The organism is Burkholderia sp. MSMB1835 (assembly GCF_001526365.1).
Lineage (GTDB): Bacteria > Pseudomonadota > Gammaproteobacteria > Burkholderiales > Burkholderiaceae > Burkholderia.
The window spans coordinates 85,679-106,616 of the sequence record NZ_LOYP01000004.1 but is presented as its reverse complement, the minus strand read 5'-3'; the positions used below and the strand labels follow the sequence as shown (position 1 = coordinate 106,616).

Sequence of the window (20,938 nt, the reverse complement as noted above, 5' to 3'; positions counted from 1 at the left end):
ACGCAAAAAACGCGCCGTCCGAGGCGGCGCGTTCGTTCGCAACGACGCGATTCACGCGTCGAGTTTCGCAGGCTTCATCTTCGGCGCGAGCCCGTGCATCACGGCCAGCGCGATCAGGTAGGCCGACGCGCCGATCGCGAACAGCACCCAATAGTGGCCGGTGCGCTGCAGCACCTGGCCGATCACTTCCGAGAACAGCACGCCGCCGATCGAGCCGGCCATCCCGCCGATGCCGACCACCGACGCGACCGCGCGGCGCGGGAACAGGTCGGACGCGGTCGTGAACAGGTTCGCCGACCAGCCCTGGTGCGCGGCGGCGGCGAGGCCGACGATCAGGACTGCGATCCACAGGCTCTGCACCTGCGACACGAACGCGATCGGCAGCACGCAGCAGGCGCAGATCAGCATCGCCGTCTTGCGCGCACGGTTCACGCTCCAGCCCGCACGCAGCAGCATCGACGACAGCCAGCCGCCGCCGATGCTGCCGACCGTCGTCAGCGCATAGATGCACACGAGCGGCAAACCGATGTGCTGCATGTCCATCCCGCGCGACTCGTTGAGCCACTTCGGCAGCCAGAACAGGTAGAACCACCACACCGGGTCGGTCAGGAACTTGCCGACCAGGAATGCCCACGTCTCGCGCTTGCGGATGAGTTCGCCCCAGCGCGGCGCGCCGGCGTTCGCATTCGCCGCGTCGAGCGCTTCGGCTTCGTCGCGCGGCTCGTCGTACTCCGCCGCGAGTGCGCGCGTGTCGGCCGTGCGATACATCACCAGCCACACCGCGAGCCACACGATGCCGATCGCGCCGATGATCACGAACGCCGCGCGCCAGCCGTAGGCCACGGCGATCGCCGGGATGATCGCCGGCGCGAACACCGCGCCGATGTTCGCGCCCGAGTTGAAGATGCCGGTGGCGAGCGCGCGTTCGCGGCGCGGGAACCATTCGGCCGTCGTCTTGATCGCGGCCGGGAAGTTGCCGCCCTCGCCGATGCCGAGCAGCGCGCGCACGAACGCGAACCCCGTCACCGAGCCGACCGCCGCGTGCAGCATCGCGGCGATGCTCCACACCAGCATCGCCACCGCGTACGACACGCGCGTGCCGAGCCAGTCGACGATGCGCCCGAAGCCGAGCAGACCCAGCGCATAGAACGCCGAAAACGCCATCACGATGCGGCCGTACTGCACCTGGCTCCAGCCGATGTCGTGCTGGAGCATCGGCGCGAGCAGGCCGAGGATCTGCCGATCCATGTAGTTGATGACGGTCGCGAAAAACAGCAGGGCACAGACGGTCCAGCGGTAGCGGCTGGCAACCGCGCGCACGGCGCCGACGACGGCAGTGGGCATGAATGTCTCCGATGCGCGGTCGCGCCCGTCGCGCCGCACGAAGTTCGTTGACCGGCGACCGGCGCCGGGGCGAACGGCGGCGCGCGGCTGCGCACGGCACGTTTCGCCGATCCGTCTGGAAAACGTTTTTCAAAGGATAGGGTGTGTGCCGGTGCCGTGTCAGTCGGGGATTTCGATGAGTCATCTCAAATTGGTCGCGGTAAAAGAGACGACTGTTCCGCAGATTGGCATTAACCGTTTTTCCCCTGATTTTCCCGCTGGGGCGCGGCGGGCGCGCGGCCGGGAAGACACATGTCCGATTCCAGCCAGAATCGGCGACGGGGATGGTTTACAGTCGTCCCATGCGCCTCGATCCCGACACCTGCTACGACGCCCTGCTTTCGCGCAACCGCCGCTTCGACGGCTGGTTCTTCGTCGGCGTGGCGACGACCGGCGTGTACTGCCGCCCCGTCTGCCCGGTGAAGCCGCCGAAGGCGCGCAACTGCAGCTACTACCCGACCGCCGCGGCCGCCGAGAAAGCCGGCTTCCGGCCCTGCATGCGCTGCCGCCCCGAGCTCGCGCCCGGCCACGGGCTGCTCGACCTGTCCGGCAATCTCGCCGACGCGGCCGCGACGCTGATCGACGACGGATTCCTGAACGCGCATTCCGTCGATGCGCTCGCACGGCGCGTCGGCGTGACCGAACGCCATCTGCGCCGCATCTTCGGCGCGCAGTTCGGCGTGTCGCCGGTCGAGTTCGCGCAGACGCAGCGGCTGCTGATGGCCAAGCGGCTGCTGACCGATACCGCGCTGCCGGTGGCCGTCGTCGCGTCGACGGCCGGGTTCGGCAGCGTGCGGCGCTTCAACGACCTATTCCGCCAGCGCTACGGCCTCAATCCGCTGCGGCTGCGCAAAGGGGCCGGTGCATCGGCCGACGGCGACATGACCTTCCCGCTGCCGTACCGGCCGCCGTTCGCATGGGCCGACCTGATGCGTTTTCTCGCGCAGCGGCAGATCGATGGCGTCGAGCGGATCGATGCGCAGCGTTATGCGCGCATCGTCGAGCTGCCGGACCGGAACGGCGGCCGCCGCTTGGCCGGCTGGCTGTCCGTCGCGCACGTGCCGCAGCGCTTCGCACTGGCCGTCACCGTGTCGCCCGCGCTGACGCCGGTCGTGCCGGCCGTGCTCGCACGCGTGCGCCGGCTGTTCGATCTGGACAGCCGCCCCGACGTGATCGACGCGCATCTCGGCGATCTCGCGAGCGGCTCGCCGGGCCTGCGCGTGCCCGGTGCGTTCGACGGCCTCGAGATTGCGATCCGTGCCCTCGCGGGCGAGCAGCTTGCGGCCGCGCAGGCGGATACGCCGTTGCTCGCACGAATCGCGGCACGCTTCGGTCACCCGGTCGACGGCGCGCTGCCGGGCCTCACGCACGCGCTGCCCTGCGCCGCGACGCTGGCCATGCTGCCGCCTTCGGCCCTCGAGACGATCGGCATCGAGCGCGACACGGCACGCGCGATCGTGTCGCTCGCCCGTGCCGTCGACGACGGCACGCTCGCGCTCGAACCGATGGCGCCGCTCGACGCGACGCTCGCCGCGCTGCGCGCGCTGCCCGGCTTCGACGAACGCGCGGTGCAGTACGTCGCGATGCGCGCAATGGCGTGGCCGAACGCATTTCCCGCCGACGACGCGTGGCTGCCCGCCCGCACCGAACCCGCGCGCGGGCCGTCCTCCGCGCCGCACGCGGCGGCGCGCTGGGCGCCGTGGCGCGCGTATGCCGCATTGCATGCATGGCGCCTTCATGGAGAGATGTCGCGATGACTCCCGCTCACCTGATTCCGAGCCCGCTGGGCGACATTGCCGCGCGCATCGAGGACGATGTGCTGACCGGCCTGTACTTCGTCGGCCAGAAATACTTCCCGCCGCTGGCGATCGTGCGCGAAGCGGACGCGCTCGCCCGCTCGCCGGTCGCCCGCCGCGTCGCCGAAGAAATCGCCGAATACTTCACCGGCGCACGCGACACGTTCTCGGTGCCGATCCACCTGCGCGGCACCGCGTTTCAGCGACGGGTATGGCAGGAACTGCTGGCGATTCCGTTCGGCGAACTCGTGTCGTACGGCGACATCACCGAGCGCGTCGGGCTGCCGATGAGCGGCGCGCGCGCGGTGGGCGGCGCGGTCGGCCGCAATCCGGTATCGATCATCGTGCCGTGCCATCGCGTGGTCGGCGCGTCGGGAAGCCTGACCGGTTATGCGGGCGGCGTCGATCGCAAGCGCGCGCTGCTGTCGCTCGAAGGCGCCGGATTCTCGCGCGGTGCGCACCATCCGGTGCAGCAGGCGCTGGCGTTTTGATATTCCGCGTTTCGAATTCGGCGCGCGTCGTACGGCCTAGCCGTCGCTGCGCTTGCGCATCGCATGCGCGACCCGCGCGTTCGCTTCGAATTTCGCGCGATGCGTCGAGAAAAACGTCCGCACGTTGCGGACGTTCGACGCGCCGGTGAACAGCCGCCGCGCGAATTCGTCGTATTCCGCGACATCGGCCAGATCCGCGATCACGACGAAATCGGGCCCCGGCGACACGCGATAACACTGCGTGACGGCCGGCTCCGCGCACACGTACGCTTCGAACGCGTCGTAGTCCTCGGCCGTCTGCCGGTCGAGGCTGATCTCGATCAACGCGGTAACGGCCGTGCCGATCGCGACCGGGTCGAGCATCGCAACCTGCCGACGAATCACGCCGGCCTCCGTCAGCCGCCGCACGCGGCGCATGCAGGTGGGCGGCGACGACAGCGCGCGCTCGGCCAGTTGAAGGTTCGATACCGACGCGTCGTCCTGCAGGATCGCGAGGATGCGCAGGTCGAGATCGTCGAGGGTGATGCCGGCCATCGGCCACTCCTTCCGGTCAGCGGGTGAAATTTAATTTCAATATGATAGCCGATCCGCCATCCATTTCATTTTCTTTAGTTTTTTGAAATTAAATTCCATACAACTGCTTCTACCATCGCACTCACTCATCCAGACGGGATATTTACGGAGCGCGATATGTGTGGAATTGTCGGGGCGGTTGCCCAGCGGGACATCCTGCCGAACCTGGTCGACGGCCTGAAGCGGCTCGAATACCGCGGCTACGATTCGTGCGGCGTCGTGGTCTACCGCGACCGCAAGCTGGCGCGCGCCCGCAGCGTCGATCGTGTCGCGAATCTGCAGCGCGAGATCGCCACGCAGGGGCTGTCCGGTTACACGGGCATCGCGCATACGCGCTGGGCCACGCATGGCGCACCCGTCACGCTCAACGCGCATCCGCACTTCTCGCCGAGCGACGCCAATGCGCGCATCGCGCTGTCGCACAACGGAATCATCGAAAACTGCGATCAGTTGCGTGCGGAACTGCAGGTGCACGGTTATGTGTTCGCGAGCCAGACCGACAGCGAGGCGATCGCGCACCTGATCGATCACCTGTACGAAGGTGACCTGTTCGACGCGGTCCGGCGTGCGGTCGCGCGACTGCGCGGCAGCTATGCGATCGCGGTGATGTGCCGCGACGAGCCGCACCGGATCGTCGGCGCGCGCGACGGGATGCCGCTCGTGGTCGGAGTCGGCGAAGGCGAGAATTTTCTGGCGTCCGACGCGATTGCGCTGTCCGGCATCACCGATCGCATTGCGTATCTGGAAAACGGCGACGTCGCCGACATTCAACTGCATCGCTACTGGATCGTCGACGCGGCCGGCCAGCGCGTCGAGCGCACGGTGAAACGCGTCGCCGCGCATAGCGGCGCGGCCGATCTCGGATCGTATCGTTACTACATGCAGAAGGAGATCTTCGAGCAGCCGCAGGCCGTGGCCGATACGCTGCTCGACGTTTCGTCGATCATGCCCGAACTGTTCGGCGACGGCGCCTGGCGCGTGTTCAACGACGTCGATTCGGTGCTGCTGCTCGCGTGCGGCGGCAGCTATCACGCGGCACTGACGGCGAAGTACTGGATCGAGAGCATCGCGAAGCTGCCGGCGAGTGTGGAAATCGCAAGCGAGTTTCGTTATCGCGACGGTGTGCCGAATCCGCGCACGTTGGTGGTTGCGGTGTCGCAAAGCGGTGAAACGGCCGATGTGCTCGGGGCGGTGCATGTCGCGAAGCGCAGCGGAATGACGCACACGCTCGCAATCTGCAACGTCGCGACGAGTGCGCTGATGCGCGAATGCGCACTGCAATTCGTGACGCGTGCGGGGATCGAGATCGGCGTGGCTTCGACGAAGGCGTTTACGACGCAGCTCGTTGCGTTGTTCCTGCTGACGTTGTCACTGGCACAAGTGCGCGGGCGCTTGAGCGACGACGAAGAAAAGGAGCATCTGCGCGCGTTGCGGCATCTGCCCGATGCGATGTCGAAGGTGCTCGCGCTGGAACCGCAGATCATGGCGTGGTCGGAGTTGCTCGCGCGACGCGACAACATGCTGTTTCTCGGGCGCGGGATGCATTATCCGATCGCGCTCGAAGGGGCGCTGAAGATGAAGGAGATTTCGTATATTCATGCGGAGGCTTATCCGGCGGGGGAGCTCAAGCATGGGCCGCTGGCGCTCGTCAGCAATGAAATGCCGGTGATCGCGGTCGCGCCGAACGACATGTTGCTCGAGAAGCTCAGGTCGAACATGCATGAAGTCAGTGCGCGGAATGGCAGGCTTTTCGTGTTCGCGGATGTGGACTGCGGGATCGTGCCAAGCGAAGGGATCGAGGTGATTCGACTCAACGAGTATTACGGACCGTTGTCGCCGATCTTGCATACGGTGCCGATGCAACTGCTCGCGTATCACGCGGCGCTGGCGCGGGGGACGGATATCGATAAGCCGAGGAATTTGGCTAAGTCGGTGACGGTGGAGTGAGGGGTGTTTTCCCCTTGTCAGCTGTTGGCAACTTCGAATAGTTTCACTTAAAGCGACGCGCGAAGTTTCACTTAACGCTCCCTGAAATCCTCGCGAACGACCGCTGGGCGGGGCTTAAGTGAAACTGTTCCAACGGCATTTGTGCACGGACAAAGCGCGGAATGCCTCGGAAAAACGGTGTCCCGCCGCGCGCTGCATTCAGAACTCCTTCCAATTCTGATCAATGACTAGCCCGTCAGCTCAAGACACGTCGAACTGATATGGTCAGCACTTCGGCTACCGACCATTCGACCGCGTCGGCCGAGGGCAGGTGTTTGGGCCACACCTTGCAAGTGCTTGCGCTGCCTCTAGTACACAACGGCAGTATGGCTTCAGCCGACGGGAAGGAAAGCGCTGTCGTCTCATACCTGCTTTTCATCGCGTGGCGCAGGTTTCGCTGCGGCGAGCTAAGAGAGCAAGACCATAAGATAGTGGCGCATTGGCCGCTTGAAGCAGCTTTTCGCGCCACAAACGGCCAATCTTTATAAATCAATAGCTTATGATGGTAGATGAATCGGCTTGTGCCCGTTCCGTCGGCATGTTCGCAAGGTCATGCCTCCGCTGAACTGAGCACTGAACCGGTCGAACCCGCCTGCTGCTGTACACAAAAACAGGCTGTATGCCCGAACACGTATCTTCCATCTACGCCTTGTGTAACAACGCTGTCGACGTACTGCACTTTTCATCAAAAGTACGGTACTTTTAGTGCCACATCGCCATGCAGCTTTCTCACTTGTAATGAGAATCCTTGAGAAGACGCCGTGGGTGCCGGCTGCGGGCAATCTTGCCCGTCTTCCTCATATACGCAAGCAAAAGGCTGACTTGGCGTCGCGGTTAAGCGCGCCTGTAGCGAAACGGATAACTTCGAGCGTGGATTCTGGCAAGTAACTGCCCGCTTGGCCAAGGCACGCAACAGCCGGTCGAGACGATGATGACTATTTACCGCGAAGCCGGACTCGATGCGTGAAAATACGGGGACAAAATCATGAAAGCTAAGCCAATCGCAAAGGCTGTTGTCACGCTGATAGTTGTAATGCTAGTGAGTGGACTGGTACGCCATGCGATTGATTCACTGCGCGGCACTTCAGTTCCTGCGGTTGCGCAGGACAGAATTCAGAAAGATGTGCAAAAGCACGGTGATATCGAAGCTGCGAAGCAAACCGAAACAGCAGCGAACGCGGAACGGCTGGCGGTGCTTGGCGTAGTAGGCAAAACCTATGACGCGATGCGCGACCAGCAATCGATGACGGTATCCAGCGTTAGCGTGATTCATACTGCGAAGCTCATGACCGCGTGCATGGTGTATGCGTCCCGGAATGGCTTTGGCGGCATGAACCGCGGACACGCCACCTGGCAACTGAAGCAGGGCGACGTCTTCAGATTTTCCGCTGACAGCGCAACAAGCTGGAACCGAGATTGTGCGCACAAGGATTATGTCGATTACACCGACTTGGGTCGGGCGCTATTGAAGAAAATGAAAGACCATGATGCCCAGTAGCACCAGCGGAGAAGTAGCCCCCTCTCCCTGTCCGGCTCCGGAACTCCTATCTGCATCCGCGCCAGGCATTCTTTAATCCCCGTGACGATGGAGACGTGGGCGCGCATGATGCCGTTGGGATAACCTTGGCTCGTGATAGAAGCGACCGAACACGCTTGGTCACAACCAATTTTGACCGACTTTTCGTCAAATCGGATAGGAAGGTTGGGCATATTTCTGCCCCTCATCTACCTACTCCGAAGCAAAGCCGCTGGGACGGAGTTGTTTACCTACACGGATTGATGACGGAAGGGCCATCAGCAACCGACCTAAATCGATTGGTTTTGACGAGCGGAGACTTTGGTCTCGCGTATCTCACGGAACGCTGGGCGAGCCGATTTGTCAGCGAACTTTTTGCAAAATATACCATTTGTTTCGTTGGATATAGCGCCGACGACGTTGTACTGCGATACATGCTAGATGCATTATCGGCGGACGAGCTTCTCGGGGAGAAGCCCATCGAGGTGTTTTCGTTCGCTGGGGCTAGCCCTGACAACGAGGAGGCGACTCGAGAGAGCTGGCGCGCGAAAGGTGTCACCCCGGTCATTTACGACGACGGAGATGGGCATTCGAGCTTGCACGAGACACTACGAATCTGGGCAAAAACGTATCAGACAGGCCTCCAGGGACGCAGAGGGATTGCCTTACGTGAGGCTAGGCTGAATCCAGACAAATTGGACAAGTCTGGAAGCACCGCCCGTCTCATTTGGGCGCTGAACGAACCGTCCGGTGAAATTGCTAAGGCATTTGCGACTGCAGAGCCCGCTCCGGCTATCGCGTGGTTGGCGCCGTTTACGGAGCGTAGATTTGGCCACACCGACCTGCCGCAGTTTGGTATTTCGTGTAATCAGTTGCCAAATGAGCGGCCTCCGGCCTGTGTGAAACCAGTCCAGTCGCTGCTTTGGAGCTTCTAGGTGAGGTGGTACCCGACAATCCATATCCAACCAGCGAATTGCAAGCATGCCTCGAAAAGATTGGTAAGGCTCGACCCAATCTAACCAAGCGAGGAAGCTTTCAAAGGTTGCGCGACATCTCGTCTCGGCATGCAATTACAGCGGTCTCTTGAGCGTCACATCATCGGACTAGGGAGTTTTATCTGTTGCATGGGGCGGACATGTGTACTATCGCCGTCCGTTTGGCCATACTCCGCCACACGGCTGCATTATTTCACTGGAGGGCATACACACCGCTTCGAGCCTTTGGGGCGTGGAAAGGCTCGCAGGTTGTATTGCCCGCATAGGGTCTTCCCTATATGATTTCGCTCGGCTCTGAGAGAAGCCGACACAAGGAAAATCAAATGGGAGCGCAGGACCTTATCGCGTTAATGAATGCCGGGGTACTCCAGTCAGACCGGATTGTTAAATTGGATACCCCCGCCGGACCGAATGTGCTTCTGCCACATATTGTGGTGGGCACTGCTCGCCTGGGTGGTAATTTCGAGATTACCGTCGACGTTGTTTCGCTGCAGGATTCAATCGAGCTGAAGTCGCTCATTGCGCAACCCGTCACACTTTGGATTCAGCAGTCTGATAAAACGTATCGTCCCCGACACGGGTATGTTCATACAGCCCGCCGGCTGGGTGCCGACGGAAGGCTGGTCAGCCTGCAACTGATTTTCTCGTCGTGGCTTCACTTCCTGAAGTTCCGCAAGGACGCGCGCATATTCCAGGACCAGACCGTCGAAGCGATTCTCGAAACAGTGTTCAAAGGGCATCCTCAGGCAGTTGGAGCGTACCGAATCGAGGTGAGCAAACCGTCGCCTGCACGCTCGTTCTGCGTGCAGTACGAAGACGATTGGAACTTCGTGCACCGGCTGATGGAGTCAGAAGGCTGGTTCTATTACTTCGAGCATGCCGACGGCGGTAAATCTCACACCCTCTTCGTCACAACCGACCTGTATTCACTCAAGCCGCTTGAGCCGGAACAGCTCCGGTTCTATCGGGCTGGCGTCACGCACCAGCCCGACGCGCTCGTGCACTGGTCGCCTTGTCGGTCAGGTCAGACAGCGCCGCGGGCACCTCCATCCGTTCAGCCTTCGCGGCGACTGTGTTCTTGGCCTCGGCTAACGAATCCTTTAGGCCGCTGCCGAGCGACGAAAGCTTGCTGCCAAACAGCCCCATCATTTTGCCCCATGCGTGGTTTTTCGTTATTAACGGCTGTCGTACCGATGTCCTGAAGAGGACTAGTCCTCTTTTTTCGCTGAATGTGCTGCAAGAAGCCACAAGACGTCACCCGCTTGTGCACGCCGACGTAGACCATCGACGCCGCACCGGGAAGCAAGCTCGGGACAATCCCAAAGCAGCGGCGCAGTTACCCGATTTTCGAAAACGTTTAAAGACAACACTCCTCCAGCATTCGCTGGCGGTGCCGGAGGATTCCGTCAATTCACGGTTCAAGATGGATTCGCCTTTTGACGCCGCGTCCGCCAACTTCCGTCCCTTGGAATCGCGGTCGGTGATATAGGCGCAGGCCAGTCGACAGATAGAACGATTCCGCTTAAGTGAAACTATCGAAACTGCGGTGATTGTCGGCACTGGTCAAGCGCCACGTCACATTTCCCAGACGGGGCATTCGACACCCCAGACAAGTCACCTGTAACCCGCTGATTTATATAGATTCTGCCTGCCCCTTAAGTGAAACTTCAGCGTTTAAGCGAAACTATTCGAAGTTGCTACTGTTCGTGAGAAATGAAAGCGTTCCGTGACCTCTTGGAAAAGCGTTCCGCGGAAGGGGTCAAAATTGCCTCAAGCCCTTGCTGAACAGGGCGCGGAACGCTTTTAATTTGCATTCTCTATCGAGCACAAAATCGGTGCTATCTACTTCCGGTTTCGAGAGAAATTGCAGGGTGGAGCCTCCACGAAACGCCCCTGCTCCCCGGTATAGGTACGTCGCCTCCCCACACTGCAGATTCGCTCAAAAGATGTGGACTTCGGTTAATCCCATCTATGCTACGTAGGCTAGCAATTCGGGCAATGACCGCGTGCCGGCCCACTGGTCGTGGGCGAGCACGTCAATATTGTGCGTTGCCGTTAGGCATGGAGTTCAAGGCAAAGTACATTGTGCACTATAATGGGAATTACGCCAGGTGGTTCTCAACTGATGCAAACGCGCAGGCAATTTACCGAAAAACACTCGAATCAATAACGCCTCGAATTGTAAATTCATTTCAGTGACTCGATATGAAAATATTTGATAAAATCGCAGCACCCATCTTTTTAATGGTGATTTCGTACGGCACATACGCCTCCGCCGAAGTATGTAAGAACGAATTAAAGGAGTTGGTTGTACCCCCGCTTGAGCATGTTGCAATGAACAAGAAGGACATTCAAGCTGATATCGAGGACGTATCTGATGGAGTCTACAGCGTCAGACTGTATGTCGCTGCGGACAGCCCCGATAATCTCGATAAACAAGTGGCCATCGGCTGGGTGAATTTGGATACAAATTCGATGAAGGCACTGGATGTGACGCGAGACCCAGATCATCCGGACGTGCTAAAGGTAAATGAAAAAAAATACCGAAAATTCATTTCTGACTGTATTCGAAAACCATCGAAGGCGGCTTCGAACTGCGAAGAACTCAATAAGAATGCGTCGCAGGCTGCTACTGCCATACCTCATGCGGAAGGCGGGATGGTAGTCATAGGAGGCGGTAGGCTTCAGTTTTACTCAGCGCCAGATTACTCGTGCAAATTGCCAGGGGTCTTTATTTTGACTGGAGAGTCCGTCGATGCGTACACCAGCTATCACGGATTCACGTCGGTCGCTTACCAGAATTCAAAGAAGGCCACCCCCGTTCGAGGTTGGGTAAGCAGTAACCGACTGCGGGGCAACGGCCTTGGCGTTGGTCTGCGGCAATCCGCCGCTAGCGAGCCCGCGAAATGATGAATCTCATCCGCGTCGGTGACGCCACCGATCACGGCGGCAAGGTTGAAACGGGGTCTAGCACAATGCGCTTCGACGGCCGCTTTGTCGCACGCAAAGGCGACCGCGTCTCGTGCCCCCAACATCCCGACGTGTCGCCAAACCTCATCGAGGAAGGCGACTCGTCGATGACCGATGATAGTGTTCCGATCGCACGGCACGGCCATCGCGCCACGTGTGGCTGCCACCTGATTTCGAGCCTAGTCTGACCCTTGACCTTGCGACCTCATCTCCTAGATCGACTGAGTGTTGAAGTCGCAGCGGCGTAGCGCGCACTGCAGTTCCACACTTCGACACCGTCGCGGGTAAAGGTAGCCTATTCAGCCGTGACGATCATCGCCGCGTGCGGGAACGCGTCGCCGTGCCCGTTTGCCCTAGCGGCAAAGACCGTCCGCTCACGACAAATCGCCAGGTAGTTTCCATCCGATAACGTCGACTTCGTCGTGCTCAATGATTAACGCCGCTCATTGCTCGATCAAAAACCGATCGCGATTCTTCGCGCTTGCAATCCATTGCGGAGTCTTGCCACGCCCGCCCCGGGTCTTGCCGCTTTTCGGATCGCGATACTTCGGCGCGACCGGCGCACGCTCGCCTGATGCCACGGCACGACGTCGTCCGAAAAGTTGCTCGGCCGTGATGCCATATTCGGCACGAGCCTCGCTAATTGCATGCACAACGCGTTGCTGGATTTGGAAGCCGCATATTCACGAAGAACCGGCCCTATTACTAGGGTGAACGTAGACGGAAGGCAGAGAAACGCAAGCGCATCAGGCGCGGAGCGCGACCATGGCGAGAAAACACTCGATGCGTGGTCATGCTGAGGATGCGTACTTTCCCCGAGAAGCCTTGCTTGGCGTGCGTGACGACTGCTGATCCATATTTCCACGACGACACGAAAGCACCGTCTAACGATCGCTCCCCGCACATGTCAGTTCGCCGCTGATCGGCTCCGAACAAAATGATGCTCCACCCGCGCCCGGAGCACTCCCTCCAGCGCGGCAAGCCGCTCACGCAGCCGCACCGCTTGCCCTTCCGTCATTTCGCCCAGCACGATCTTTTGTTCGAGAACGTCGCCACAGCGGGTGATGGCCCAACGATCGACCGTAGCCGTTTCACCTTCGAGCACGGCCTCCGCGGTCGAAACGATGCCCGGAAGCCGTCTCGAAACGAGATGAACCGTATGCGTCAACGTGAAACCGGGAAGGAAGTGCGACCAGTCTGCACAGACGGTCGGGCGGGAAGCGGAGGAAACTTGGCTCATGGTTGCTCCGGATGAATGGTGATCGAACCGGTGCCAGCCATGCTGCTCCCGCTTCGTTGCCGTCAATCGGCCGCATCGCCTCGATGGCGTCCACCTTGCCCGGGAGGGCAGGTTGGCGTCGGATAACCCGACTCTGGATGCTTGAATTCTCACGTTCGTCATTCCGAACGTGGATTCATTATATCGAAAAATCGACGCCGGACAAGGGGGCGGTGAAAAGCGACACATCAGCGTGACAGGTGCACTCGTCCGCCCCGTCACCAAGGTAACCCACGGACCCGCGTGTCTTGCATGAGGGTCGAAATCCCTTCATGGCCAACTAAAACCAGACACTGAACCGCGTCCCCGTCGTCAGCACATCGACCGTGAGGTTCCAGTGATGAGCGTCGGCAATCTCCCTGCAGATTGCCAGCCCGAGGCCGGCACCGTCATACCGCGAGTCCGGTGCCCGCCAGTATCGATCGAAGAGCAGCGGAAGATGCTCCCGCCGAATACCCGGCCCTTCATCTTCGATATGAATCGCCGAATCGAGAACGGTCAGCACGACGACACCACTCGACGGCGAAGCGTTGATCGCGTTCTCGAGGATGTTCTTGAGCAGGATGAAAAGCGCCCCGCTATCCGCCCGTATAGGCGCCGCGGAGTCGCGCGCTTCGATATGAAGCTTCACCTGCTTCGCATCGGCCTTGCCGGCCAGCAAGCTCACGACGTCTCGCGTGACCTCGGCGCCGTTCACGTCGTCGAAGCTGAAGTTCCGCGCTTCGCTGACTTCGGCCAGATGCAGCAGTTGCTTGACCTGCCGGGCCATCAAGTCGATCTCGCGAAGCAGCAGCGCCTTCTGGCTGATGTCGGGCTGCAGCTCGATCTGCCCTCTGACCAGCGTGAGCGGCGTCTGCAACTCGTGCGCGGCGTCGGCGAGAAATTGCTGCTGAACCGCGAAGCCGTTCTCGAGCCGGGTCAGCGCATCGTTGAACGCGTCTATCAGCGGCTTGATCTCGCTGGGAATCCCGGCCGACGACAGCCGCGTCTTCAAGTTGCGTGGCTCGATTTCCCGCGCGGCACGCGATACCTCCCGCAACGGCTCCAGCACATGGCTGATCGTCAACGGCAGCGTCAGTCCGAAAATAACGGTCGCAATGACCAGCACATAAGCGATGGTCTTCGGTATCGGATCGATCCGCGTCCTGACGAGCGCATCGACGAGTTGCCTGCTGTGCGCCACCTGCACGTAATAGACGACGCTACCGTTCAACGCGCGTTGAGTCGCGACCACGTACGCCTTGCTGTCGATCGTCGCGGGCAGTACCTTGCCTGCCACCGTCGCGAGGTCCTCCGTCAGCCATGGTCGGTCGTCGCTCGAAGGCACCGACGCCAGCAACACCTTCCCCGTCGCATCGAGCACGCGATACTTCACGTCGGCCGGCAAGAGCCGGAACATCACCGCCGCATGCTCGCCCAATCGCACGGATGCGGGGCGCCCGGCCGCGTCGAAACGCATCCCGGCCACGATATGACGGATGCTCTCCATCTGCTGGCGCCGTCCCAAGAACTCGGGATATCGATCCAGAAAATAGATGGAAAGCGCAGACAGCAGCGCCAGGCTGATGGCGAACGCGACGACGTTGGTCACCCACAGACGGGTCGACAGGCGTAGAACCCAATGACGGAACATGGTGGTTCTCTTACGAGGACGTGACAACCGGCGGAACGCGGCGAAGCATCGTCACGCGTCGCGCAGCGCGAAGCCGGCGCCGCGGATATTGGCGAGTCGCATCGTTGCGCCGATCGCCGTCAGTTTCTTGCGCAAGCGGTGCACCGTCACCTCGAGCGCGTTCGGCGTGACCGCCTCCGCGAGCCCCCATGCGGCATGCTCGAGGTTCGAATGTCGGACGGTCCGGCCCGCGGCTTCCATCAGGCAGAGCATGACCTGCAGTTCGGCCGGCGCCAGCAGTGTCGTCCGGTCGCCACAGCGCATCGTGCGCTGCGAGGGGTCCACGGTCACGTCCGCGAACGACGCGACGAGGGTCGTGAGCAGCGCCGGGCGCCGCATCAGCGTGCGGACGCGGGCGACGAGCTCGCTCATTTCGAACGGCTTGGTCACATAGTCGTCGGCGCCGCTTTCGAGTCCGTCGATGCGGTCATGCAACGCGTCGCGCGCCGTCAGCATCAGGCAGGGCATCATGCGCCCCGCCGCGCGCAGCGTGCGCAAGAACGCCAGGCCGTCTCCGTCGGGCAATCCTCGATCGACGATCAGCAGCGCGTAATCGGCCCGGTCGATACCGTAAGCGGCTTCCCGTGCATTGCCGAACCGATCGGATTCGATCCCCGCCGCGGCCAGGGCCTGAGCCAGCAGGCCGGCCAGGCGCTCGTGATCCTCGACAATCGCCACTCTTGGCATACGCGCACTCACTTGAACCGATACATGTAGCCGATTCTGGCCTCGGGAACGACCCGTCTTCCGACGAGCGGACTGTCGGTGATGCCGTCGCCGAGACGCGACACACCCACGTCCACGAAAACCGTCTGCTGCTTCGTCAGCCGGTAGTCGATACGGGTGCCGGCCGATACGTTCACGGCCGACCCCGCGCTGTACGCAGCGCGCCACGCACGTGCCTCGGATGGTCGCACGCCGTAATAGTAGTCGACGTATTTGTCGCTCAGCCATTCCACGCCGACATGCGGCGCGATCGAGAACGCGCCGAGCGCGAACGCCTTCTCGAAGCCGATCTTCGCGCGCTCGCCCTTGTTTCCGCCGAGCAGGAAACTGCCCGACAACGTGCCGAAGCGCGTGCTCCATGACAGTGCGGGGCCGTACCACAACGCGCCCTTGCGATTGTCCATGCCGTTCAGGATTGGTGCGTCCGAGCCCTTGTATCCGTCGAACAGCGAGAACTGGCCGCGAAGCGCGAGATTGACGCCGCTCCAGCTGCCGATTTTCAGATCGACGGTGGTGCCGATGGCCTGCACCCACTTGTTGTCGAAGTAGACCAGCGGAAAAGGCAATACGCGGGTGCCGTCGCCGCTGTAGACCGACGGCTCGACGCCGATGCCGGCGCCCAATCCCCAATGCGTGACGTTCGTCGCGTGGTCGAGGATGGTCAGCCCCGAATGATCGGGATCGGGCGGGCTCATGGCGTCGTCCGCCCATGCGGAAGCGGATGACAGTGCGAATGAAGCGGCAATCAGCCATAACGAACCTGTGCGGCGGGCGGCAATTTTCACAATCGTTTTCCTGGAGTCGGCGGTCGAAACGGGGGCTACTGTAGGACCAGTCGACTTACCGCTCACTTACCAGGAAAAAATCATCGCCTTGCGGACCGCGCGGGGAATTCAAATGGTGGGAAATATCGGCGCAGGACGAGCCCGTGTCGCCCGGCGCCCTCAACGAGCGTGACAGTTCGCCCCGTCAGAACACCGTATGCAAGCCCACGCGCGCCACCGCCTGATTCGCGGAACTCGACGCCCCGTTCTGATCCAGCACGCCATTCACCTGCGCATTCGCGCCGCTATTCGCGCGCTGATAATCCGCCGACACATACACCATCGTCCGCTTCGACAGCAGATATTGAAGCGCGACGCTGACCTGATGCGCGTGGTTGTCGTTCACCGCTTCGTTACCCTTCATGTACATGTATTTCGCGCCCAGCACGACGTCCGGCCGGATGCGCCACAGCCCGCCGGCCTCGGCCATCCACACGCCCGCGTCGTTGAACGCATTGCGCACGGTGGTCATCAGCGCCTTCGCGATCACGACACCGAAATCGTAGTGCATCCCCACGCCCCAGTTGCGTACGCTGGTCGACGGCACGCCCGGCGCCGGCCCGTATTTCTCGTTCGTATACGCCGCCCCCACGCCGAACGGCCCCACCTCATAGTTCACGCCGGCGCTGACGGCGTTGTCCGCGCCGACCGAACCCGCCACGCCGCCGAACGCATACATCACGCCGCCGGAAAAACCCGCGACCGTCGGCGAGCTGTACTTGACCGCATTCGCGATCGGCTTGCTGCCCGCGGTGCGGTCCCAGTCGAACGCGCCGGTCGGATTCCCGGGCAGCGCAAGACGCTGGAACGGGCCATTCCGAAAGCCGTACAGCCCGGAGATGTCCCGCGAAATCGCGTTGCCCTTTGAAAAGAGCGCATCCACCATGAAGTCGTACTGATTGCCCAGCGTGATGCTGCCGAGCCGGTCGCTCTCGATCCCCACGTAAGCATTCCTGCCGAAAATCCCGGTTCCGACGATGCTGCCGTTCGCCATCGAGAACTGGTTCACGAGCGCGAACGTCGCGCGATACCCGCCGCCGAGATCCTCGGCGCCGCGCAGGCCGAACAGGTTGGGCGCGAATATGCCGTCGTCGAACTTGACGTTCTTGCCGCCGCCCTCGTTGCTGACGTACGTGATACCGGAATCGATCAGCCCGAACATCGTCACGCTGCTTTGCGCCCATGCACCCTGCGCCACGGCAAGCACTGCGAATACGCCAAACCTGAGCTTCATGTTGTCTCCGTCTTTTTTATGAAAATACGAGTCCGACACCTGCTGCGAGGCAGGTGTTCGCTCATTGCTTCGTGAAAAATCGCGTTGATTCAGGCGGCCGCATCACCACCTGAAATTAGTTTTACTGATTGATCGATCCGGAAAATTCCCGGCGAACCGTCACCGATCCGCGCGATTCAAAACCGGCGGATCAAGCGCCTCGAAAGACGATCCACGCGGATGCGTCCACCTCGACGGCCACGGTTTCGAGCCCCGCTCCCGCGCAGGGCCCGTCGATACACACGCCATCATCGAACCGGAACAACGCACTGTGATGCGCGCACATCAACACCTGCGACCGGTAGCACGACACATTGCCCGGCACGAAATCGAGCGGCACCGAAAAGTGCGGGCAGCGGTTCACGTACGCCCACACCTGCTCGCCGCGCCGCACCACGACGACGGGGCGCCCGATGCACGCTTCGTCGACGACGCGCGCGCCACCGTCAGGCACATCGGACACGCGGCAGAGCCGTTTTGCTGTCATCGCTCACACCCTTTGCTCGGGATTGCCGAGGCTCCAGTCCCACGGACGCACCTCGACGTGCGAGAACAGGCCCTCCTTCACATACGGGTCGTTGCCGACGAACCGCATCACCGCATGAATATCGTCCGCCTCGACGACGAGCAGCGTACCGTTCATCGCGTCGCCCTGCGGGTCCAGCGTCGGGCCGCCGAGCCGCACGTACACGCCGTGCTCGGCCGCCGAACGCAGATACGTCCGGTGAATCGGCCGCATGCGGTCGCGCACGTCGCGCATGCCCGGCTGGTCGGTGGCAAACACCGCAAAAAAGCGCGCCATGGCGATCAGCTCCGATCGAGGACGAAGCCGAACGTCGCTTCGCGGTACGCGCCATGCAGGCCGATCTGGTCATTCATCACGTCGTTCTCCGTTCGCGCAACCGGCCGCTCAATGCGGCGCGCGCCCTTCCCATGCGCGCTGAAGCAACGCGCGAATCGCCGCGCGTTCGATCGGCCGCGGGTTCGCATACGGGTTCCGGCACGCGAGATCGGCTGCTTCGTCGAGCCCGTGCTGCGGCATCCCGATATCGGCCAGCGCCGGCGCGATGCCGAGCCGTGCGTTCAGCGCAAACAGCAGCGGCCCGGCTTCGGCCGCGTCGCGCCCGCCGAGCGCCCGCGCGACGCGACGCAGCGCGTCGGGCGCAGCGGCGTGGTTGTAATGTGCGGTATGCGGCAGCATCGCCGCGTGCGTCTGCGCGTGCGGCAGGTTGAACGTGCCGCCGAGCGTGTGACAGAGCTTGTGGTGCAACGCCATGCCGACCGCACCGAGGCAGGTGCCGGCGAGCCATGCGCCATACAACGCGCGGCTGCGCATCGCGCGATCTTGCGGATCGCGCACCACGACGGGCAACGCTTCGCCGAGCGCGCGAATCGATTCTTCGGCCATCAAGCCGATGACCGGATTCGCATCTTCCGCGTAGAGCGCCTCGACGGCGTGCGCCATCGCATTGACGCCGGACGCCGCCGAAATGCCCGGCGGCAGCGACAACGTCAGCGACGGATCGTAAATCACGGTACGCGGCAGCACGCGCGCATCGCGCCCCGTGCGCTTCAACCGGCCTTCGGTGAGCCCGTAGATCGGCGTCATCTCCGAACCGGCGTAAGTCGTCGGCACCGCGAGGATCGGCAGCGACGATTCGAGCGCGATCGCCTTGCCGAGCCCGATCGTCGAGCCGCCGCCGATCGCGATGCAACAGTCCGCGCCCAGTTCGGCGGCCGTCTCGCGCGCGGCACGCGCGACTTCGACCGGCACGTGCATCACGGCCTGCGCGCACACGCCGGCCGCGCGTTCGCCCAGCACTGCCTTCACGCGATCGGCGAGATGTCGTTGCTCGGGCGTCGAAAGGATCAGCGCCCGCTGCGCGCCGAGCGCGGACAGCTCGTCCGGCAACCGTTCGAGCGCGCCCCATTCGAACACGACGCGCGACGGGGTGCCCTGATAGACGAAACGCTCCATACGAGCCTCAGCGCTTGAAATGCGGCGGCACGTTGCCGTCGACGTTGACCCACACCGAGCGCGCTTCCGTGTAGTCGTGCATGGCCTCGAAGCCCATCTCGCGGCCGTAGCCCGACTTGCCCACTCCGCCGAACGGGCTGCCCGGATTGACGCGCTTGTAGCAGTTGATCCAGCACATGCCCGCGTCGATCCGCGCCGCCATCCTGTGCGCACGCGAGAGGTCGTGGGTCCACAGGCCGCTGCCGAGCCCGTATTCCGTCGCGTTGGCGATGGCCAGCGCTTCTTCGTCGCTGCCGAAGCGCAGTACGGTGACGAACGGGCCGAACACTTCCTCCTGCGCGACGCGGTCGGTCGCATGCTTCGCCTCGACGATCGTCGGTCGTACGTAATAGCCGTCGGCGAGCGCCGGATCCTGCGGTGCGCTGCCGCCCGTCAGCACCCGGCCGCCCTGCTCGCGCGCGACGTCGACATACGACAGCACGCGATCGAGGTGCTGCTTCGACGTGAGCGGCCCCATTTCGGTATCCGGATCGAGCGGATTGCCGATCCGGATCGACGATGCGAGCGCGACGAAACGCTCGAGAAACGCGTCCGCGATGCGTTCGTGCAGCACGAGCCGCGACCCCGCGATACACGCCTGCCCCTGGTTGTGAAAGATCGCCCACGCGGCGCCGTTGATGGCCGCGTCGAGATTGGCATCGTCGAACACGATGTTCGCACCCTTGCCGCCCAGCTCGAGTTGCACGCGCTTCAGGTTACCCTGCGACGCTTCGACGATTCGCCGGCCCGTCGCCGTCGATCCGGTGAACGCGATCTTGCCGACGCCCGGATGCTCGGCGAGCCGTTGGCCGGCCGTATGGCCGTAGCCGGGCACGATGTTGACGACGCCGGCAGGAAAGCCGACCTCGGCCATCAGCTCGACGATGCGCAACGTCGACAGCGGCGTGATTTCCGACGGCTTGAGCACCACCGTGTTGCCGGCCGCCAGCGCCGGGCCCATTTTCCAGCTCGTGAACATCAGCGGAAAATTCCACGGCACGATCTGGCCGACGACGCCGATCGGCGCACGCTGCACGTAGTTCAGAAAGCCGGTCTCGACCGGAATCACCGAGCCTTGCAGCTTGTCGGCCATGCCGCCGAAATAGCGGAAGCAGGCCGCCGTGCGCGGCACGTCGAGCGCCCGCGAATCGCGAATCGGGTGGCCGGTGTCGAGCGATTCGAGCTGCGCCAGCTCCTCGGCATTCGCTTCGATCGCATCGGCGAGGCGCAGCAGCAGACGGCCGCGCTCGGCAGCCGGCAGCGCCGACCATTTCGGGAATGCGCGCGTGGCGGCGTCGACGGCCAGATCGACGTCCGCCGCGGTGGCTGCCGCGATCTTCGTGATGACGGAACCGTCGTGCGGGTTCAGCACATCGATCGTGCCGCGATCGACGGCGTCGACGAAGCGCCCGTCGATGAAGAGTTGGGTTTGCATGA

General features: G+C 62.3%; 20 protein-coding genes and 1 riboswitch. Of the genes, 8 read left to right on the top strand and 12 right to left on the bottom strand.

All coding sequences use genetic code 11. The features are described from left to right. Positions 1–51 precede the first annotated feature (51 nt). Positions 52–1,344: an MFS transporter gene (locus WS96_RS02220; protein ID WP_059830615.1), complete on the bottom strand. Its 1,293-nt coding sequence runs from the start codon at positions 1,342–1,344 to the stop codon at positions 52–54. Positions 1,345–1,667: 323 nt separating this feature from the next. On the opposite strand from WS96_RS02220, the gene WS96_RS02215 reads away from it, so the two are divergent. Together WS96_RS02215 and WS96_RS02210 are read left to right on the top strand one after the other, a co-directional pair. Then, complete coding sequence (locus tag WS96_RS02215; protein WP_059830318.1) at positions 1,668–3,140, top strand: DNA-3-methyladenine glycosylase 2 family protein; 1,473 nt, start codon at positions 1,668–1,670, stop codon at positions 3,138–3,140. Beyond that, complete coding sequence (locus WS96_RS02210) at positions 3,137–3,670, top strand: methylated-DNA--[protein]-cysteine S-methyltransferase (RefSeq protein WP_059830316.1); 534 nt, start codon at positions 3,137–3,139, stop codon at positions 3,668–3,670. The genes WS96_RS02215 and WS96_RS02210 overlap by 4 nt, the downstream gene beginning before the upstream one ends. A gap of 36 nt (positions 3,671–3,706) precedes the next feature. Here WS96_RS02210 and WS96_RS02205 read toward each other — a convergent pair whose 3' ends face one another. Beyond that, a complete protein-coding gene (locus tag WS96_RS02205; protein WP_059830314.1) occupies positions 3,707–4,204 on the bottom strand; it encodes an Lrp/AsnC family transcriptional regulator in 498 nt (165 codons plus the stop codon). Positions 4,205–4,360: 156 nt separating this feature from the next. Here WS96_RS02205 and glmS point away from each other — a divergent pair, with 156 nt between their 5' ends. From glmS to WS96_RS31675, 6 genes are all read left to right on the top strand, one after another. Continuing rightward, positions 4,361–6,190: a glutamine--fructose-6-phosphate transaminase (isomerizing) gene (gene glmS, locus WS96_RS02200; RefSeq protein ID WP_059830313.1), complete on the top strand. Its 1,830-nt coding sequence runs from the start codon at positions 4,361–4,363 to the stop codon at positions 6,188–6,190. A gap of 1,024 nt (positions 6,191–7,214) precedes the next feature. Continuing rightward, positions 7,215–7,727, top strand: coding sequence for a hypothetical protein (locus WS96_RS02195; RefSeq protein WP_156443552.1), 513 nt, complete (start codon positions 7,215–7,217; stop codon positions 7,725–7,727). A 95-nt stretch (positions 7,728–7,822) separates the two neighbouring features. Further along, the gene (locus tag WS96_RS34840; protein ID WP_373557837.1) at positions 7,823–8,680 is read left to right on the top strand and encodes an SIR2 family protein; all 858 of its coding nucleotides are present in this window, start codon (positions 7,823–7,825) and stop codon (positions 8,678–8,680) included. 383 nt (positions 8,681–9,063) lie between these two features. Continuing rightward, positions 9,064–9,942: a type VI secretion system Vgr family protein gene (locus WS96_RS31685; protein ID WP_257127916.1), complete on the top strand. Its 879-nt coding sequence runs from the start codon at positions 9,064–9,066 to the stop codon at positions 9,940–9,942. A gap of 1,132 nt (positions 9,943–11,074) precedes the next feature. Next, positions 11,075–11,650 carry a hypothetical protein gene (locus WS96_RS31680; RefSeq protein WP_257127915.1) on the top strand — a complete coding sequence of 192 codons (576 nt, stop codon included), beginning with the start codon at positions 11,075–11,077 and terminating at the stop codon, positions 11,648–11,650. Beyond that, the gene (locus WS96_RS31675) at positions 11,647–11,898 is read left to right on the top strand and encodes a PAAR domain-containing protein (RefSeq protein WP_082720158.1); all 252 of its coding nucleotides are present in this window, start codon (positions 11,647–11,649) and stop codon (positions 11,896–11,898) included. The genes WS96_RS31680 and WS96_RS31675 overlap by 4 nt, the downstream gene beginning before the upstream one ends. A gap of 255 nt (positions 11,899–12,153) precedes the next feature. Here WS96_RS31675 and WS96_RS34835 read toward each other — a convergent pair whose 3' ends face one another. The 10 genes from WS96_RS34835 to WS96_RS02145 all read right to left on the bottom strand — a co-directional run bounded on the left by WS96_RS34835 (position 12,154) and on the right by WS96_RS02145 (position 20,936). Beyond that, positions 12,154–12,291, bottom strand: coding sequence for an H-NS family nucleoid-associated regulatory protein (locus WS96_RS34835; protein ID WP_373557842.1), 138 nt, complete (start codon positions 12,289–12,291; stop codon positions 12,154–12,156). A gap of 326 nt (positions 12,292–12,617) precedes the next feature. Further along, on the bottom strand, positions 12,618–12,950 hold the full coding sequence (locus tag WS96_RS33480) for a hypothetical protein (RefSeq protein ID WP_156443551.1): 333 nt from the start codon (positions 12,948–12,950) through the stop codon (positions 12,618–12,620). Positions 12,951–12,992: 42 nt separating this feature from the next. Next, a riboswitch (SAM-I-IV-variant riboswitch) is annotated at positions 12,993–13,096 on the bottom strand. A gap of 173 nt (positions 13,097–13,269) precedes the next feature. Continuing rightward, positions 13,270–14,622: an ATP-binding protein gene (locus WS96_RS02180; protein ID WP_059830306.1), complete on the bottom strand. Its 1,353-nt coding sequence runs from the start codon at positions 14,620–14,622 to the stop codon at positions 13,270–13,272. Positions 14,623–14,673: 51 nt separating this feature from the next. After that, complete coding sequence (locus tag WS96_RS02175; protein WP_059830304.1) at positions 14,674–15,348, bottom strand: response regulator transcription factor; 675 nt, start codon at positions 15,346–15,348, stop codon at positions 14,674–14,676. A gap of 8 nt (positions 15,349–15,356) precedes the next feature. Next, complete coding sequence (locus WS96_RS02170; RefSeq protein ID WP_059830302.1) at positions 15,357–16,172, bottom strand: MipA/OmpV family protein; 816 nt, start codon at positions 16,170–16,172, stop codon at positions 15,357–15,359. 184 nt (positions 16,173–16,356) lie between these two features. Next, positions 16,357–17,445 (bottom strand): porin, encoded by a 1,089-nt coding sequence (locus WS96_RS02165; protein WP_059830300.1) that lies wholly within the window; start codon positions 17,443–17,445, stop codon positions 16,357–16,359. Positions 17,446–17,635: 190 nt separating this feature from the next. Further along, the gene (locus WS96_RS02160) at positions 17,636–17,971 is read right to left on the bottom strand and encodes a Rieske (2Fe-2S) protein (protein ID WP_059830298.1); all 336 of its coding nucleotides are present in this window, start codon (positions 17,969–17,971) and stop codon (positions 17,636–17,638) included. 3 nt (positions 17,972–17,974) lie between these two features. Continuing rightward, a complete protein-coding gene (locus WS96_RS02155; RefSeq protein WP_059830296.1) occupies positions 17,975–18,286 on the bottom strand; it encodes a YciI family protein in 312 nt (103 codons plus the stop codon). A 108-nt stretch (positions 18,287–18,394) separates the two neighbouring features. Continuing rightward, positions 18,395–19,462, bottom strand: coding sequence for a maleylacetate reductase (locus WS96_RS02150; RefSeq protein ID WP_059830294.1), 1,068 nt, complete (start codon positions 19,460–19,462; stop codon positions 18,395–18,397). A 7-nt stretch (positions 19,463–19,469) separates the two neighbouring features. After that, positions 19,470–20,936, bottom strand: coding sequence for an aldehyde dehydrogenase family protein (locus tag WS96_RS02145; RefSeq protein WP_059830293.1), 1,467 nt, complete (start codon positions 20,934–20,936; stop codon positions 19,470–19,472). Between the last annotated feature and the right edge of the window lie 2 nt (positions 20,937–20,938).

Bases quoted from the DNA above. Each gene is read 5' to 3' on its own strand.
- WS96_RS02145 (WP_059830293.1), bottom strand. From the start codon at position 20,936: ATGCAAACCCAACTCTTCATCGACGGGCGCTTCGTCGACGCCGTCGAT.
- WS96_RS02150 (WP_059830294.1), bottom strand. From the start codon at position 19,462: ATGGAGCGTTTCGTCTATCAGGGCACCCCGTCGCGCGTCGTGTTCGAA.
- WS96_RS31675 (WP_082720158.1), top strand. From the start codon at position 11,647: ATGATGAATCTCATCCGCGTCGGTGACGCCACCGATCACGGCGGCAAG.
- WS96_RS02160 (WP_059830298.1), bottom strand. From the start codon at position 17,971: ATGACAGCAAAACGGCTCTGCCGCGTGTCCGATGTGCCTGACGGTGGC.
- WS96_RS31685 (WP_257127916.1), top strand. From the start codon at position 9,064: ATGGGAGCGCAGGACCTTATCGCGTTAATGAATGCCGGGGTACTCCAG.
- WS96_RS02180 (WP_059830306.1), bottom strand. From the start codon at position 14,622: ATGTTCCGTCATTGGGTTCTACGCCTGTCGACCCGTCTGTGGGTGACC.
- WS96_RS02175 (WP_059830304.1), bottom strand. From the start codon at position 15,348: ATGCCAAGAGTGGCGATTGTCGAGGATCACGAGCGCCTGGCCGGCCTG.
- WS96_RS02155 (WP_059830296.1), bottom strand. From the start codon at position 18,286: ATGGCGCGCTTTTTTGCGGTGTTTGCCACCGACCAGCCGGGCATGCGC.
- glmS (WP_059830313.1), top strand. From the start codon at position 4,361: ATGTGTGGAATTGTCGGGGCGGTTGCCCAGCGGGACATCCTGCCGAAC.
- WS96_RS02210 (WP_059830316.1), top strand. From the start codon at position 3,137: ATGACTCCCGCTCACCTGATTCCGAGCCCGCTGGGCGACATTGCCGCG.
- WS96_RS31680 (WP_257127915.1), top strand. From the start codon at position 11,075: ATGAACAAGAAGGACATTCAAGCTGATATCGAGGACGTATCTGATGGA.
- WS96_RS02195 (WP_156443552.1), top strand. From the start codon at position 7,215: ATGAAAGCTAAGCCAATCGCAAAGGCTGTTGTCACGCTGATAGTTGTA.
- WS96_RS02220 (WP_059830615.1), bottom strand. From the start codon at position 1,344: ATGCCCACTGCCGTCGTCGGCGCCGTGCGCGCGGTTGCCAGCCGCTAC.
- WS96_RS02215 (WP_059830318.1), top strand. From the start codon at position 1,668: ATGGTTTACAGTCGTCCCATGCGCCTCGATCCCGACACCTGCTACGAC.
- WS96_RS33480 (WP_156443551.1), bottom strand. From the start codon at position 12,950: ATGAGCCAAGTTTCCTCCGCTTCCCGCCCGACCGTCTGTGCAGACTGG.
- WS96_RS02165 (WP_059830300.1), bottom strand. From the start codon at position 17,445: ATGAAGCTCAGGTTTGGCGTATTCGCAGTGCTTGCCGTGGCGCAGGGT.
- WS96_RS02205 (WP_059830314.1), bottom strand. From the start codon at position 4,204: ATGGCCGGCATCACCCTCGACGATCTCGACCTGCGCATCCTCGCGATC.